The sequence below is a fragment of the Rhodobacter sp. JA431 genome, assembly GCF_900217725.1.
GTDB lineage: Bacteria > Pseudomonadota > Alphaproteobacteria > Rhodobacterales > Rhodobacteraceae > Rhodobacter > Rhodobacter aestuarii.
In genome coordinates, this window is sequence record NZ_OBMP01000006.1 from 174,530 (window position 1) to 189,074 (window position 14,545).

Annotated in this window: 12 protein-coding genes and 1 tRNA gene; 7 read left to right on the forward strand and 6 right to left on the reverse strand. The window is 60.1% G+C overall.

Annotation, left to right across the window (positions count from 1 at the left end; genetic code table 11):
* The first annotated feature begins 89 nt into the window (after nucleotides 1-89).
* Nucleotides 90-449 (forward strand): cyclophilin-like fold protein, encoded by a 360-nt coding sequence (locus CRO18_RS13415; RefSeq protein ID WP_097082507.1) that lies wholly within the window; start codon nucleotides 90-92, stop codon nucleotides 447-449.
* 125 nt (nucleotides 450-574) lie between these two features.
* On the opposite strand, the gene CRO18_RS13420 is transcribed toward CRO18_RS13415, so the two are convergent.
* The 6 genes from CRO18_RS13420 to pdxH all read right to left on the reverse strand — a co-directional run bounded on the left by CRO18_RS13420 (nucleotide 575) and on the right by pdxH (nucleotide 7,594).
* Nucleotides 575-832, reverse strand: coding sequence for a hypothetical protein (locus CRO18_RS13420; RefSeq protein ID WP_097082508.1), 258 nt, complete (start codon nucleotides 830-832; stop codon nucleotides 575-577).
* Between the two features lie 467 nt (nucleotides 833-1,299).
* The gene (locus CRO18_RS13425; RefSeq protein ID WP_097082509.1) at nucleotides 1,300-4,989 is read right to left on the reverse strand and encodes a vitamin B12-dependent ribonucleotide reductase; all 3,690 of its coding nucleotides are present in this window, start codon (nucleotides 4,987-4,989) and stop codon (nucleotides 1,300-1,302) included.
* A gap of 679 nt (nucleotides 4,990-5,668) precedes the next feature.
* Nucleotides 5,669-5,745: transfer RNA gene (locus tag CRO18_RS13430), tRNA-Pro, on the reverse strand.
* A gap of 48 nt (nucleotides 5,746-5,793) precedes the next feature.
* Nucleotides 5,794-6,237, reverse strand: a complete 444-nt coding sequence (locus tag CRO18_RS13435) for a DUF192 domain-containing protein (RefSeq protein WP_097082510.1) — start codon at nucleotides 6,235-6,237, stop codon at nucleotides 5,794-5,796.
* 23 nt (nucleotides 6,238-6,260) lie between these two features.
* A complete protein-coding gene (locus CRO18_RS13440; protein WP_076485510.1) occupies nucleotides 6,261-6,791 on the reverse strand; it encodes a cold-shock protein in 531 nt (176 codons plus the stop codon).
* Between the two features lie 179 nt (nucleotides 6,792-6,970).
* Complete coding sequence (pdxH, locus tag CRO18_RS13445; protein ID WP_097082511.1) at nucleotides 6,971-7,594, reverse strand: pyridoxamine 5'-phosphate oxidase; 624 nt, start codon at nucleotides 7,592-7,594, stop codon at nucleotides 6,971-6,973.
* A 139-nt stretch (nucleotides 7,595-7,733) separates the two neighbouring features.
* Between pdxH and fabI the strand changes: the two genes are divergently transcribed.
* The 6 genes from fabI to trpE all read left to right on the forward strand — a co-directional run bounded on the left by fabI (nucleotide 7,734) and on the right by trpE (nucleotide 14,527).
* Nucleotides 7,734-8,555 carry an enoyl-ACP reductase FabI gene (gene fabI, locus CRO18_RS13450; protein WP_097082512.1) on the forward strand — a complete coding sequence of 274 codons (822 nt, stop codon included), beginning with the start codon at nucleotides 7,734-7,736 and terminating at the stop codon, nucleotides 8,553-8,555.
* An 18-nt stretch (nucleotides 8,556-8,573) separates the two neighbouring features.
* The gene (locus CRO18_RS13455; protein ID WP_076485352.1) at nucleotides 8,574-9,191 is read left to right on the forward strand and encodes a LysE family translocator; all 618 of its coding nucleotides are present in this window, start codon (nucleotides 8,574-8,576) and stop codon (nucleotides 9,189-9,191) included.
* Between the two features lie 10 nt (nucleotides 9,192-9,201).
* Nucleotides 9,202-9,708, forward strand: a complete 507-nt coding sequence (gene gpt, locus CRO18_RS13460; RefSeq protein WP_097082513.1) for a xanthine phosphoribosyltransferase — start codon at nucleotides 9,202-9,204, stop codon at nucleotides 9,706-9,708.
* 184 nt (nucleotides 9,709-9,892) lie between these two features.
* On the forward strand, nucleotides 9,893-11,074 hold the full coding sequence (locus CRO18_RS13465; protein WP_097082514.1) for an aminotransferase: 1,182 nt from the start codon (nucleotides 9,893-9,895) through the stop codon (nucleotides 11,072-11,074).
* A 79-nt stretch (nucleotides 11,075-11,153) separates the two neighbouring features.
* The gene (locus CRO18_RS13470; RefSeq protein WP_097082515.1) at nucleotides 11,154-13,007 is read left to right on the forward strand and encodes a SurA N-terminal domain-containing protein; all 1,854 of its coding nucleotides are present in this window, start codon (nucleotides 11,154-11,156) and stop codon (nucleotides 13,005-13,007) included.
* A gap of 11 nt (nucleotides 13,008-13,018) precedes the next feature.
* A complete protein-coding gene (gene trpE / locus CRO18_RS13475; RefSeq protein WP_097082516.1) occupies nucleotides 13,019-14,527 on the forward strand; it encodes an anthranilate synthase component I in 1,509 nt (502 codons plus the stop codon).
* Nucleotides 14,528-14,545: the final 18 nt, after the last annotated feature.

Consider the following 14,545-nt stretch of genomic DNA (forward strand, 5'->3'; position numbering starts at 1 on the left):
ATCGCCCTCTAACGCTTTGGTTGAGATGAGTTATTCTTAAACTCATCCCTTCCAGCCGCTGCGGCGGCCTTGCAACGCAAAGATGCTTCATGCCGACCCCGATCCAGATTACCGCCGGTCAAACGGTGCTGAACGCCGTTTTGAACGACACAACCACCGCGCGCGCCTTGGCCGCCCGTTTGCCGATGACCGTAGAAGGCCAGCGCGCCGAGTTTGACTATTGCTGCATTGCGCGCACCGCGCTTGAGACCAATCCGGCGGAATTGCAAGACGGCTGGACAAACGGCGATCTGCTTTACGGCGGCGGCTGGTTCGCAATTTTGTTCGCAGGCCAAGAGCAATCCAAAAGCTACCGCGATCAAATGATTGTCGGCCATTTGGAGGAAGGCGAACTCGCGCGTGTGCGCGCTTTGGGGGCGAACGAAAGCTTCACCCTGTCACTGCGCTAAAGGAAAAGACCCCCATCTTTGCAGACGGGGGTCAGGTTCGTCGATCAGGCTCATCATTGGTGCCCGAGGTTTTGGTTTCGCCTGGGCCTTCTCGACGTCAAGGGCAAGCGCACCTGCCCCGGATTTCAATGCACCGCATGGGTGGTATTCTTCATCAAGGTCACCGTGGTGGTGGCCCCCGCCATGCGGATATCGGTCACATCCAGCCCCTGCACCGGGGCCGCCCCTTCTGCACCCGCGCCCATCACCTCGATCGAGGCGCCCGCAAAGCTCGCATCAATCAAACGCCGCAACGCGTCGCCTGCCGCCACGGCCTCATAGCCGCCGGGAATGCGGCGCAGGGCGATTTCGGGCAGGGTCTGGGTGCCGATGATCAGGTGCATTTAGGGCTCACTTTTAACTCTTCGGAATTGCCGGGGCTTACCGACATGGCTTCGAGGATCTACGGAAAGTCGAAACTCTCTGGTGTTTATGGGGGCGGCGAACCGCCCCCAAGCTTCACTTCTTGTTCGGGCGCTGTGCGAGAGCCGATGCCGCCGCAGTTTTCGCTGCAGGACTGGACTTAGGGTTCCTCAGCACTTTCGAAGCGGCGGAAGCCGCCTTTGCGCTCGTGACTTCAGTGTTCTTCCTGGCCATTCTTGGCCTCCTTTCGATTTGCCCACAGCTTCCCACGTTTTCCACGGGATAGGTCTGTGGATAGACCGACACGACATTGATCCCGCCTCTCAGCCGTGGTTTCCCGAGTTATCGACCCGGGAGGGCCGAGATTTGGTAATCCGACGGTGTGCCAATCATCCGCCGGAAAGCCGGGGCGCAAAGCTCGAACCTTTGCGCCCCACCCTTCAATCTCTCAGCTACAGCCGCTCGTGGAGCCGCAGGTGTTGCACTTCATGCAGGTGCCGTTGCGCACCAGCGTGTAGTTGCCGCATTCACCGCAGGGATCGCCTTCATAGCCCTGCATCTTTGCTTTGGCGCGCGCATCCATCGTCACCACGCCAGAAGCGACCGCGGTGGAAGAGGTGACAGAGACATTACTGCCCACCGCCATCGCCTTCACCGTTTCGGGCACCAGCGTGTTCAGCGCGGCCACCGGATCAAGCTCTGCCGCCCCGCCTTGCAGCACGACAAAATCTTGCGGCAGGCGCTTGCGCAGATAGCCGGTCGAAGAAATTTGGCGCAGCACTTCAAGCGATTTCGACGCGGCGCTTTCGCTTACCGGCTCGACATTGCGCTTGCCCTCGTCCTTACCGCCGCCCAGATCGTCGAACATCGTGCCGGAGGGCTTGATGTGGGCCAGATCGGTGCGGTCAAGGTAGCTCACCGCCAGTTCGCGGAACACATAGTCAAGGATCGAGGTGGCGTTCTTGATGCTATCATTGCCTTGCACCATGCCCGCAGGCTCGAATTTGGTGAAGGTGAAGGCATCGACGAACTCTTCCAGCGGCACGCCATATTGAAGGCCGACCGAGACCGCGATGGCGAAGTTGTTCATCATCGCGCGGAAGCCCGCACCTTCCTTGTGCATGTCGATGAAGATCTCGCCCAAGCTACCATCGCCATATTCGCCGGTGCGCAGATAGACCTTGTGGCCGCCGACGACAGCTTTTTGCGTGTAGCCTTTGCGACGATCGGGCAGTTTCTCGCGGTGCGAGCGCACGATCTCTTTCACGACGATTTTCTCGACGATCTTCTCGGCAAGCACCGCAGCCTTCTCGGCTTGGCTACCGGTGGCGAGGATTTCCTCGGCCTCTTCATCGTCTTCAACCAAGGCGGCGGCGAGCGGTTGGCTCAGTTTCGAGCCATCGCGATAAAGCGCGTTCGCTTTGATGCCAAGGCTCCACGAAAGCTCGTAGGCTGCTTTCACATCTTCGATGCTGGCGTCGTTCGCCATATTGATCGTTTTCGAGATCGCGCCCGAGATGAACGACTGCGCCGCCGCCATCATGCGGATATGGCTTTCGACCGACAGATAGCGCTTGCCCTTCTTGCCGCAGGCATTGGCGCAATCAAACACGCTCAGATGCTCGGGCTTGAGGAACGGCGCGCCTTCCAAGGTCATCGTGCCGCAAACATGGTCATTCGCGGCCTCGATTTGCGCGCGGGTAAAGCCAAGGTGGCGCAGCAGATCAAAGGTCGGATCGTTGAGTTTTTCCGCCGGGATGCCCAGCGTTTTGGTGCAGAACTCTTCGCCCAAGGTCCATTGGTTGAAGACAAAGCGGATATCGAAGGCCGAGGGCAGCGCCGCTTCGATCTTTTCGATCTCGCGCGGGCCAAAGCCATGGCCGATCAGCGCCGTGTGGTTGATGCCGGGGCAGTTGCCCAAGCTTTGATGGCCCACCGCATAGGCGATGATTTCCGCGATCTGCGCCGAGGAATAACCCAAAGTTTCCAGCGCGCCGGGCACCGAGCGGTTGATGATTTTGAAGTAACCACCACCGGCGAGCTTTTTGAACTTCACCAGCGCGAAATCGGGCTCGATCCCGGTGGTGTCGCAATCCATCACAAGGCCAATGGTGCCGGTGGGCGCAATCACAGAGACTTGCGCGTTGCGGAAACCATGCGCCTCGCCCAGTGCCAGCGCCTCATCCCAAGCGGTTTTGGCAAGCGTCAGCAGCGCCTCATCGGGGCAATTGGCAAGGTCGAGCGGCACCGGCAGCACTTCAAGCTTTTCATAGCCGCGCGACTTGCCATAGGCGGCGGTGCGGTGGTTGCGGATCACCCGCAGCATATGTTCACGGTTTTTCGCATAGCCCGGGAAGGCGCCGAGTTCCGCCGCCATCTCGGCCGAAGTCGCATAGGCGATGCCGGTCATCACAGCGGTGAGCGCACCACACAAAGCGCGGCCTTCATCGCTGTCATAACCAAGGCCCATGTTCATCAGCAAGCCGCCGATGTTGGCATAGCCAAGGCCGAGCGTGCGGAAGTCATAGGACCGCTGCGCGATTTCCTTCGACGGGAATTGCGCCATCGTGACCGAGATTTCGAGCGTCACCGTCCAAAGCCGCGAGGCGTGAACATAGGCATCGGCATCAAACTGGCCATCATTATAGAAGGTCAGCAGGTTCATCGACGCAAGGTTACAGGCCGTGTCATCCAGGAACATATATTCCGAGCACGGGTTCGAGCCCCGGATCGCCCCATCTTCGGGGCAGGTATGCCATTCGTTGACGGTGTCGTGGAACTGGATGCCCGGATCGGCGCAGGCCCAAGCGGCATGGCCGACTTGATCCCACAGATCGCGCGCTTTCACGGTTTTGGCGACCTTGCCATCGGTGCGGCGCAGCAGCTCCCAATCGGCATCATCTTTCACAGCCTTCAAGAAGGCGTTGGTGACGCGGACCGAGTTGTTCGAGTTTTGCCCCGAAACCGAGATATAGGCGTCAGAATCCCAATCGGTGTCATAGGTCGGGAATTCGATCGAGGTGAAACCTTGGCGCGCGTATTGCAGCACACGGTTCACATAGGTTTCCGGGATCATCGCCTTTTTGGCGGAACGGATCGCGGCTTTCAGCCCCTCGTTCACCGCCGGGTCAACGCGGCCGTCTTCAGTGCCATCCCATGCGCGGATCGCCTCGAAGATCTTGTTCAACTCGCGTTCGTGCATTTTGGAACCGGCCACGAGCGAGGCAACCTTTTGTTCCTCGATCACCTTCCAGTTCACGAATTCTTCGATATCGGGGTGATCCATATCGCAGATCACCATTTTCGCGGCGCGGCGCGTGGTGCCGCCCGATTTGATCGCGCCCGCGGCACGGTCGCCAATTTTGAGGAAGCCCATCAGGCCCGAGGATTTGCCGCCGCCCGAAAGCTTCTCGCCTTCTGCACGCAGGCTGGAAAAGTTGGTGCCGGTGCCCGAACCGTATTTGAACAAACGCGCCTCGCGGACCCAGAGGTCCATGATGCCGCCATCCCCCACAAGGTCATCTTTCACCGATTGGATGAAGCAGGCATGGGGTTGCGGATGCTCATAGGCCGACGCCGATTTCACCAACTCACCGGTGGCGAAATCCACATAATAATGGCCTTGGCTCGGCCCATCGATGCCGTAAGCCCAATGCAGACCAGTGTTGAACCATTGGGGCGAGTTCGGCGCAGCCATTTGCGTGGCCAGCATGTAGCGCATTTCGTCGTAATAGGCTTGCGCATCTTCTTCGGTGCTGAAGTAGCCGCCCTTCCAGCCCCAATAGGTCCAGGCGCCTGCCATCCGGTCATAGACCTGCTTGGCCGAGGTTTCCCCGGTGAAGCGTTGCTCTTCGGGCAGCGCTTCAAGCACTTCGGTATCGGGCACAGAGCGCCACAGGAACTCCGGCACGCCCTCTTCGGCCACACGCGTGATCGCTGCGGGAACACCAGCTTTACGGAAATACTTCTGCGCCATCACATCCGAGGCGACCTGACTGAATTGCTCCGGCACCTCGACGCAATCGTTGCGGAAAACGATCTTGCCATCGGGATTGCGGATTTCAGACGTGGTCGTGGTGAAGGCGATGGTGCCATAAGCACCGCTTTCCGCCGTGGTGAACTTGCGCTCGATCTTCATCTGCCCGTCCCGTCCCTTTGTCTGGTTGCGGCGCAGATGCGAAGACAAACCCCCCTCGCCTTTCCTTCAGCAAGGATGGATCGTGCCCGTCAGGGCCGACCGTTCTGGTTGGCTGTCTCGATCTTCCGCCGATACTATATCTGGTGGAGTAACTTCCGACGAGACACAAACTGCCGTGTGCGACTGATATCGTCAACGGAATTTTCACCTTCTCATTGTGCGTTTTTCGGTTGACGGGGGGATGGGGAAATTTCGCCCAGATTCTTCCACATCGCCCCCACCCCGCCCACAGCCTGCAAGATTGGCGAATTTCCCTTGGGAACGCCTATTTTACGGCGCGAAGTTGCAAGCTTTTTCAAAGCTATCCACAGCCCCCCAAGATGTTGTGGAGAACTATGCGCTGCAGTGCAGCTTTCGTCGCCCTGTCACGAAACTGCAGCTTTCACGCCACAGGATCGCGTAAGAATTGGCAAATTCGGCGCAAATGACGAAAGAGAGATTCGCCGAAACACACCATATCTGGGGCCAGCAACGCGCGCTTAACCGCGCCAGATCACATACTATATGTAGTATGTATACCCCTTTGGTCGCACAGCTATCCAAAAGACGTATGCGCCAGATTCGGAGCCAAAATGCACCGGACATCCCGGATGATGTAAAATTGAGCATGTGGAGAGATTGGTCGGGGCGGCGAGATTCGAACTCACGACCTTCTGTACCCAAAACAGACGCGCTACCAGGCTGCGCTACGCCCCGATGCGCCCTCTCTATATGTCGCGCGCGGCGCTGAAAAGAGGAAATGCCTCACGGCAGCGGTTGCAGCACCATCCCGGGGAACAAACCGAGCCTTGCGGCCTGCCCGCCACCGATCTCAAGCACATATTGTGCGGGGCCGCGCGACGGGATCGGCGTTTCATCAAGCGGGCGCGCATTGGCATGCACAGTGGTAATGCACCCGGCGTCATCGACAAAAATCATATCAAGCGGAATGAGCGTGTTGTGCATCCAAAACGCCACTGGGCGCGGGGACGGATAGACAAAAAGCATCCCCGCCCCGGGCTTGAGCTGGGTGCGCCCCATCAGCCCCTGAGCCCGCTTCTCGTCCGTATCGGCTATCTCAACGCTGAAGCGTGCAACCAAGCCACCTTCTGGCGACAACACACATAGCGGCACCGCATTTTCTTGCGCTTGGGCCGCATCAACATGCGAACAGCCCGCAGGCTGCGCTTGCACAAGCCCCGGGCTCATCAGAAGGAAAAGAACGAAAAGGATTAGGGGCGCAACGCCACTTCCCAGCTGATGACTTGCGCCGCCATGCGGCCACGCCGTCCCTCGATTACCCGCAGACATACGGCCTCCCCCGGCGCCAGATCGGCAAAACCAGACCGGCGCAACACCTCGACATGAATAAACACATCTTCAGGCCGGGCGAAGACATTTGCAAAGCCAAAACCTTTGGCCTTGTCGAACCACTTGACGCGCGCCGGTTCAAGCGGCAGTTCCGCCACCATCGCCGGGTCGGCATCGCCCAGATCCTCGATCGGGGCAAGACGGGTTTCCGGATCGGGCGGAGAGATTTCGAGCACTTCAATCGCCTGCGCGCCGCGCGGCGTCGCCTGCACGATCACGCGGATGCCAGCATTGTCGGCAACAGAGCCTTGACCAAAGTTCCGCAGAACATTGGCGTGAAGCAAGATATCCGGACCACCCTCACCATCAAGGATGAAACCGAAGCCCTTACCCGCATCGAACCATTTCACGCGCCCGCTGACTTCGCGGGAAGTGCTCTCTGTCTCGACCATATGCTGCCGTCCACTTGTTATGCGCTGGCCATGTTCGGTCTCTTGCGCTTGCAGGCCCACTTGTCACATCTCTTCGGGGAGTTTCAAGCCGAAATCGCCTGTCCTTAAAGGCAATTAACCATTCACGAAGCGCGAACGGTGCAGCTTTGCAAGGGTGGAAGGCAGTCGGGGCACACGCTTTACGGGTTGAGCCGGACCACCTCCCAAGTATCGGTTGCATCTACCCGAGTCCACCGGAATCGGTCATGCAAACGGAAGGCACCATCCGCCCAAAACTCAATTTCGGCCGGAATCAGCCGATAACCACCCCAAAAAGGCGGTCGTTTCGGGTTCGGACCATGCTGCGCCGTCACTTTTGCAACTTCCGCCATCAGCGACCCACGCGAACTAAGTGGTTGACTTTGCTTAGATGCCCAAGCGCCGAGTCGCGATTTGAGAGACCGTGTTGCATAATAGGAATCTGCTTGCCCCCCATCTTCACGGCTCACCTGTCCACGCACGCGGATCTGTCTGCGCAGGCTTTTCCAGTGCATCACAAATGCAGCTTTGCCCGCCTGATCGAGCTCACCCGCCTTAGTTGATCCATAATTCGTGTAAAACAGAAAGGCCCCACCCGAGGGGGCATCGGTGCCTTCGATCTCTTTTAGAAGCACCATTCGCGCATTTGGCATCCCTGATGCATCAACCGTCGAAAGCGCGATCGCATTCGGGTCATTAAGCTCCGTTTTCTCGGCTTCCGTCAGCCACGCCTGCGCCAAAGCGAAAGGGTCCTCGCCCGCGAAGATCCCGGTTCTGTCACTCATCGCCTGCTCCTTCTTGCTGCAAAGCGCCCACAGGCTGCGACGACGCGGCCCCCCTACCCCAACGTCAAGCTGCCTTGATGCCGTTTCATTCTTCGCCTAATGCTTGCGCACTTACCAGAGGGAAGCGGGAGAAACCGATATGACGACGGGCCTGATGGCGGGAAAACGTGGTCTCATCATGGGGCTGGCCAATGACAAGTCGATCGCCTGGGGCATCGCGAAAGCGCTCTCCGATGCGGGGGCGGAACTGGCCTTCTCCTACCAAGGCGATGCGCTGAAAAAACGCGTCGAGCCGCTGGCGGCCTCCCTTGGCACGCCGCTTTTGTTTGAATGCGACGTGGCCAATGAAGACAGCCTCGATGCGCTGTTTGCGGGCCTGAAAGACGCTTGGGGCACGGTGGATTTTGTGGTCCATGCGATTGGCTTCTCGGATAAGAACGAGTTGCGCGGCCGTTATGTCGACACGTCGCGCGGCAACTTCACCATGACGATGGACATCTCTGTCTATTCCTTCACCGCCGTTTGCGCCCGTGCGGCTGAGCTGATGCCCAACGGTGGCTCGCTGCTCACGCTCACCTATTACGGCGCCGAACAGGTGATGCCGCACTATAATGTGATGGGCGTCGCGAAAGCCGCGCTGGAGGCCTCGGTCAAATATATCGCCGAAGACCTTGGCAAAGTCGGCATCCGCTGCAACGCGATTTCGGCCGGCCCGATCAAGACGCTCGCCGCCTCGGGCATTGGCGACTTCCGCTACATCATGAAGTGGAACGAGCTGAACTCGCCGCTGCGCCGCAACGTGACGCAAGAAGAAGTCGGCAAAGCCGCGCTTTACCTGTGCTCGGACCTGGGCTCGGGCACCACCGGCGAAAACCTGCACGTGGATGCGGGCTATCACGTTGTCGGCATGAAAGCGGTGGATGCGCCCGACATTGATGTGGTAACGGGCCGCAAGGACTAAGCCCGGAGACCCAGAAACATGACGCTCGCCGCCTTCGTTGCGATCTATTTCGTGCATTTGGCGGCGGCGATGAGCCCCGGCCCTGCCGTACTTTTGGGCGTGCGCACCAGCCTGCGAGAAGGCTTTGTGCGCGGCACATGGCTGGCGGTAGGGATCGGCCTTGGCGCTTGTGTTTGGGCGGCGGCAGCCATGTTTGGGCTGGCGATCTTGTTCAAGATCGCCCCCGCGCTGCTCACCACGCTCAAATTCGCGGGCGCGGCCTATCTGCTCTATCTGGCTTTCAAAATGTGGCGCCATGCCGCCGAGCCGATGACCACGGAGTTGGATGAGGTTGTCTCGGCACGCTCCAACCTTGGGCTGGTTTGGCAAGGCATTGCCACGCAGCTTGCCAACCCCAAACCCGCTGTCTTCTTTGGCACGATTTTCCTCACCTTCATCCCGCCCCATGCGCCCGTCTGGGCCTATGCGGTGATCTTGGGGATCGTGTTCTTCAATGATGCGGGCTGGAACGTGGTGATGGCGCGTATCTTTTCACTCGCGCGGTCGCGGGCGATTTATATCGGCCTGAAAACGCATATCGACCGCGTCTTTGGCGGGCTTTTGGGGCTGTTGGGCCTCAAGCTCGCGCTCACCTAAGGGGGCATCCATGGCCGAATTTCTGCCGCATGAAAAAGGCTTTCACGTAAGCTGGGACCAGTTGCACCGCGATGCGCGGGCGCTCGCGTGGCGGCTTGATGGCAAAGGCCCGGGCGACGGCCATTGGCGCGCGATCGTCGGCATCACCCGCGGCGGCATGGTCCCCGCCGCCATCGTTGCGCGCGAACTCAACATCCGGGTGATCGATACGATCTCGGTCAAAGGCTACAATCACCAAACCCAATCGGATCCGATGGTGATCAAAGCCCCGCAGGAAGATTTGATGGGCGATGGCGGCGAAGGCATTTTGATTGTCGATGATCTGGTCGACAGCGGCAAAACGCTGGAACTGGTGCGCAAGCTTTACCCCAAAGCGCATTTCGCCACCGTCTATGCCAAACCCAAAGGCCGCGAGCAGGTGGACACCTTCATCACCGAGGTGAGCCAAGATACGTGGATTTTCTTCCCCTGGGATATGGCGTTGCAATACGTTCAACCCTATCGCGGCACCGATTGAGGCGCAGCCTCCGGCGGAGGTATTTTTGCCAAGAAGAACCCGCACCGGCGCTCCGCAAAAGGCGCCGGTTTCATTTTGAATGCTTTGACTTTCATCTTGCCGCAAATATCCCCGCCGGAGGCGCCACCTCTTGCCAAGGACTTGGCCCAATGCTCATGTGGCGCAACATTTGCCAGAGGATGCCATGACCCTTTCGCCGCTCAACCCCGCGCTTGCAAACACCTTTGCCCCCCCGGTGATCGAGGCGCGGCGCTGGATTGAGGGGGTCACCTTTCCGCCCGAACGGCCCTTGCTCAATGTCAGCCAAGCCGCGCCGGTGGAGCCGCCGCCGCTTGCCCTGCGCCAAGCGATTGCCACTGCATCACTCGAAAACCCCGCCGCGCATCTTTATGGCCCGGTGCTGGGCCTGCCCGAATTGCGTGCAGAGGTCGCGGCGCAATGGTCGGCGGCCTATGGGGGAGAGGTGGCGGCAAACCAAGTGGCGATCACCCAAGGCTGCAACCAGGCCTTTTGCGCAGCACTCGTCACTTTGGCGGGCGCGGGGGATGAAGTCATCCTGCCAACGCCTTGGTATTTCAACCATAAAATGTGGCTCGATATGGCTGGCGTGCGCAGCGTGCCGCTGCCCACCGGGGCTACGCTGTTGCCCGACCCAGAGGCCGCCGCAGCGCTGATCACGGACCGCACGCGAGCGATTGTGCTCGTCACCCCCAACAACCCCGGCGGGGTGGAATACCCGGCCGAATTGGTGCGCGCGTTTTTTGACCTCGCCCGCAAACACAAGATCGCGCTCATTGTCGATGAAACCTATCGCGATTTTGACGCCCGCACCGGCGCGCCGCATGATCTGTTCACCGACCCGGATTGGGCGGATACGCTGATCCAGCTTTATTCCTTCTCCAAAGCCTATCGGCTCACCGGGCACCGCGTTGGCGCGATTGTGACCTCAAGCGAGCGCTTGGCGGAGGTGGAGAAATTCCTCGATACCGTCGCCATTTGCCCCAGCCAACTAGGCCAGTTTGGCGCGCTTTGGGGGATGCAGAACCTCGCACAATGGGTGGCGGGCGAGCGGGCGGAAATTCTGGCCCGCCGCGCGGCGATTTCAGAGGGCTTCAAGGCGCTTGAGGGCTGGCGGTTGATGGGCGTCGGCGCCTATTTCGCCTATGTCGAACACCCCTCCCCCCTGCCTGCGCCCGATTTTGCCAAAAGCTTGGTGCATGAGGCGGGCGTTTTGCTGCTGCCCGGCACGATGTTCATGCCCGAAACCGACCCCGCCGGGCAGCGCCAATTGCGCATCGCTTTTGCCAATATCGACACCACACAAATCGCGGAATTGATGAGACGGCTTGCCGCCCTGCCGCTGTGAGCCTTGCGGGTCCGCGCCCAAAGCCCTAAACACCGCCAGAAGGCCCTCAAAACGGGCCCCCAAAGACCGGGAGGATGGGATGTCGACAAAGCTGCGCAGCCACGGCAAAAGCGTTGTGGTGTGGATCTTGCTTGCGATGCTGATCTTCGGCTTGGGCGGCTATGGGGTCTCCAACTTCTCGGGCGGGGTAAAATCCATCGGCACGGTGGGCGAAACCGAGATCACCGTGCAAGATTACGCCAATGCGCTGCGCCAAGAAATGAACGCCGCAGCCGCGCAATTTGGCCGCCCGCTACGCATGGAGGAAGCCCGCGCGATTGGGCTTGACCGTGCGGTGCAAGGCCAGCTTTTTGGCGCTGCGGGGCTGAGCGAGCAGGCAAACCGGCTGCATCTGTCGGTTGGGGACGAAGAAGTGGGCCGCCAGATCACCTCGGCCCAAGCCTTCCAAGGCCCGACGGGTCAGTTTGACCGGACCGCCTACCGCGACATGATCCGCCGTCAGGGCTATACTGAAGCTGCCTTTGAAGCGCGCCTGCGCGCCGATATTGCGCGCTCGATCTTGCAAGGCGCGGTGGCTGGTGGCGCGGTTGCCCCCGAGGTGCTGGTGAACACCTACACCGCCTATTTGGGCGAAACCCGTGACATCGCGTTTGCTGAGATCACGGAAGACAGCCTGCCTGCCCCCGTCGACACGCCCGATGACGCGGCGCTGCAAGCCTATTACGAGGCGCATATCTCGGATTTCACCAGCCCCGAGGCGCGTGAAATCACCTATGCGTGGCTCACGCCCGAAATGATGGCCGAAACCGTCGAGATTGACGAGGCAACGCTGCGCGAAACCTATGACAGCCGCAAGGACGAGTTTGTTCAACCCGAGCGGCGCGATGTCTCCAAGCTGGTCTTCCCGACGCAAGAGGAAGCCGATGCCGGGATGGCCCGCATCGCGGCAGGCGAAGCGAATTTGGCTGATCTGGCCGAAGAGCGCGGCCTTTCGGCCAATGACATTTCCCTGAGCGAACAAAGCGAAGCCGATATTGGCGGCACGGCAGGGGCTGCGGTTTTCGCGGCGACCGATCTGGGCGCAATCGGCCCGTTTGAAACGGACCTTGGCCCGGCGCTTTTCTCGGTTGATGCGATTTATCCCGGGGAAGAAACCAGCTTCGAAGATGCGCGCGGCGACATTGCGGCAGAACTCGCTGCGGAACGCGGGCGGCGGATGATCTCCGACGTGACCTCCGATCTGGAAGACCGGCTCGCCTCGGGCGCAACGCTTGAGGAAATGGACAAAGAAACCGCGATGCAGCTTGGTCATATCGCGTTTAGCGCGGAAACGACCGATGGCATTGCTGGCTATGAAGCCTTCCGCGAGGCGGCGACGGCTGTGACCGCACAAGACTTCCCTGAGCTTGGCAATTTGGCCGATGGCGGCGTGTTCGCGCTGCGCCTTGATGGCATCACTCCCGCCACACCGATCCCGTTTGATCAGGTCCGCGATCAGGTGAGTGAGGCTTGGGCAGCAGCCGAACTGATGCGGCTGAAGAAAGAGCAAGCCGATCAAGTTGTGGCCGCACTCGAGGCTGGCACAAGCTTGGCCGATCAAGGGCTTGAGGTGCGCAGTGAAGATGCGCTGATCCGGGGGGCCTTTGTGGAAGGCGCGCCGCAAGGCTTGGCCGAAACCGCCTTTGCGACGGAGCCGGGCAAAGGCGCGGTGGTGAGCGATGCACAGACCGTCTTTGTCGTCACGCCCATGGCCGTGCATGCCGCTGATATGAATAGCCCTGAGATGCAACAGCTTTCGCAGACCTTCTCGTCGCGACTGGGGCAGATGATCGGCAATGATCTGGTCGATTTTTACGCCGCTGCCGCGCAAAGCGAAGCGGGCATTACCCTTGATAGCGCTGCGATCAACGCGGTGCAGGCACAAATTCAATAACGGAGGCCAAAATGGTTGCCCTTTCTCCCAGTTACGAGGTGTTCGAGGCAGCCTGGGCCGAGGGCAAAAACCAGCTTGTCTATGCCCGGCTCGCCGCCGATTTGGACACGCCTGTCTCGCTGATGCTGAAGCTGGCGGATGCGCAGAAGAACTCTTTCATGCTGGAATCCGTCACCGGCGGCGAGGTGCGCGGGCGCTATTCAATGATTGGCATGAAGCCCGATGTGATTTGGGAATGCCGGGGCAATCAGGCACGCATCAACCGTCAAGCGCGGTTTGATGATGCCTTTGAAGACCTGCCCGGCCATCCATTTGAAAGCCTGCGCGCGCTGATTGCCGAAAGCCGGATTGATATTCCCGATGATCTGCCTGCGGCGGCGTCGGGGCTGTTTGGCTATTTGGGCTATGACACGATCCGCTTGGTTGAACATCTGCCCAATGTGAACCCCGACCCGCTTGGCGTGCCTGATGCGGTGCTGATGCGGCCTTCGGTCGTGGCTGTGCTCGATGGTGTGAAGGGCGATGTGATCTTGTGCGCGCCCGCTTTCCAAGGTTCGGGGCTCACCGCGCGCGCGGCCTATGCGCAAGCGGCAGAGCGGGTGATGGATGCGCTGCGCGATCTGGACCGTTCCCCCGCGCAGGGCCGCGAAATGGGCGAGGCGGCGCAAGTCGGCCCGATGCGGTCAAACTTCACCCCCGAGGGCTATAAGGCCGCCGTTGAAAAGGCGAAAGAATACATCCGTGCGGGCGATATTTTCCAAGTCGTGCCCGCGCAACGCTGGGCGGCTGATTTCCCGCTGCCGCCGTTTGCGCTTTACCGCTCGCTGCGCCGCACCAACCCCTCCCCCTTCATGTTCTTCTTGAACTTTGGCGGGTTCCAGATTGTTGGCGCCAGCCCCGAAATTTTGGTGCGCCTGCGCGAAAACGAAGTGACGATCCGCCCGATTGCCGGCACCCGCCCGCGTGGCGCCACGCCCGAAGAAGATAAAGCGCTGGAACTTGATCTGCTGGCCGACAAAAAGGAACTGGCCGAGCATTTGATGCTGCTCGATCTTGGCCGCAACGATGTGGGCCGGGTCGCGCAAATCGGCACCGTGCGTCCGACCGAGCAGTTTGTGATCGAGCGCTATTCGCATGTGATGCACATCGTCTCGAACGTCGTGGGCGAACTAGCCGAGGGCGAAGATGCGCTGTCCGCCCTACTGGCCGGTCTGCCGGCTGGCACCGTTTCGGGCGCGCCCAAGGTCCGCGCGATGGAAATCATCGACGAGCTAGAGCCCGAAAAGCGCGGCATCTATGGCGGTGGCGTGGGTTACTTTGCAGCCAATGGCGAGATGGATATGTGCATCGCGCTGCGCACGGCTGTGGTGAAGGATGAGACGCTTTACATCCAAGCAGGCGGCGGCGTTGTCTATGACAGCGACCCGGAATCAGAATTCCAAGAAACCGTGAACAAATCCAAAGCGCTCCGCCGCGCGGCGGAGGATGCGGGCCTGTTCGTGCGGCGCGGCAACAGCTAAGGCAATGCGCCCGGGCCA

Excerpts from the sequence above, each read along its gene's own strand:
- CRO18_RS13415 (WP_097082507.1), top strand. The coding sequence starts at position 90 with ATGCCGACCCCGATCCAGATTACCGCCGGTCAAACGGTGCTGAACGCC.
- CRO18_RS13420 (WP_097082508.1), bottom strand. The coding sequence starts at position 832 with ATGCACCTGATCATCGGCACCCAGACCCTGCCCGAAATCGCCCTGCGC.
- CRO18_RS13425 (WP_097082509.1), bottom strand. The coding sequence starts at position 4,989 with ATGAAGATCGAGCGCAAGTTCACCACGGCGGAAAGCGGTGCTTATGGC.
- CRO18_RS13435 (WP_097082510.1), bottom strand. The coding sequence starts at position 6,237 with ATGAGCCCGGGGCTTGTGCAAGCGCAGCCTGCGGGCTGTTCGCATGTT.
- CRO18_RS13440 (WP_076485510.1), bottom strand. The coding sequence starts at position 6,791 with ATGGTCGAGACAGAGAGCACTTCCCGCGAAGTCAGCGGGCGCGTGAAA.
- pdxH (WP_097082511.1), bottom strand. The coding sequence starts at position 7,594 with ATGAGTGACAGAACCGGGATCTTCGCGGGCGAGGACCCTTTCGCTTTG.
- fabI (WP_097082512.1), top strand. The coding sequence starts at position 7,734 with ATGACGACGGGCCTGATGGCGGGAAAACGTGGTCTCATCATGGGGCTG.
- CRO18_RS13455 (WP_076485352.1), top strand. The coding sequence starts at position 8,574 with ATGACGCTCGCCGCCTTCGTTGCGATCTATTTCGTGCATTTGGCGGCG.
- gpt (WP_097082513.1), top strand. The coding sequence starts at position 9,202 with ATGGCCGAATTTCTGCCGCATGAAAAAGGCTTTCACGTAAGCTGGGAC.
- CRO18_RS13465 (WP_097082514.1), top strand. The coding sequence starts at position 9,893 with ATGACCCTTTCGCCGCTCAACCCCGCGCTTGCAAACACCTTTGCCCCC.
- CRO18_RS13470 (WP_097082515.1), top strand. The coding sequence starts at position 11,154 with ATGTCGACAAAGCTGCGCAGCCACGGCAAAAGCGTTGTGGTGTGGATC.
- trpE (WP_097082516.1), top strand. The coding sequence starts at position 13,019 with ATGGTTGCCCTTTCTCCCAGTTACGAGGTGTTCGAGGCAGCCTGGGCC.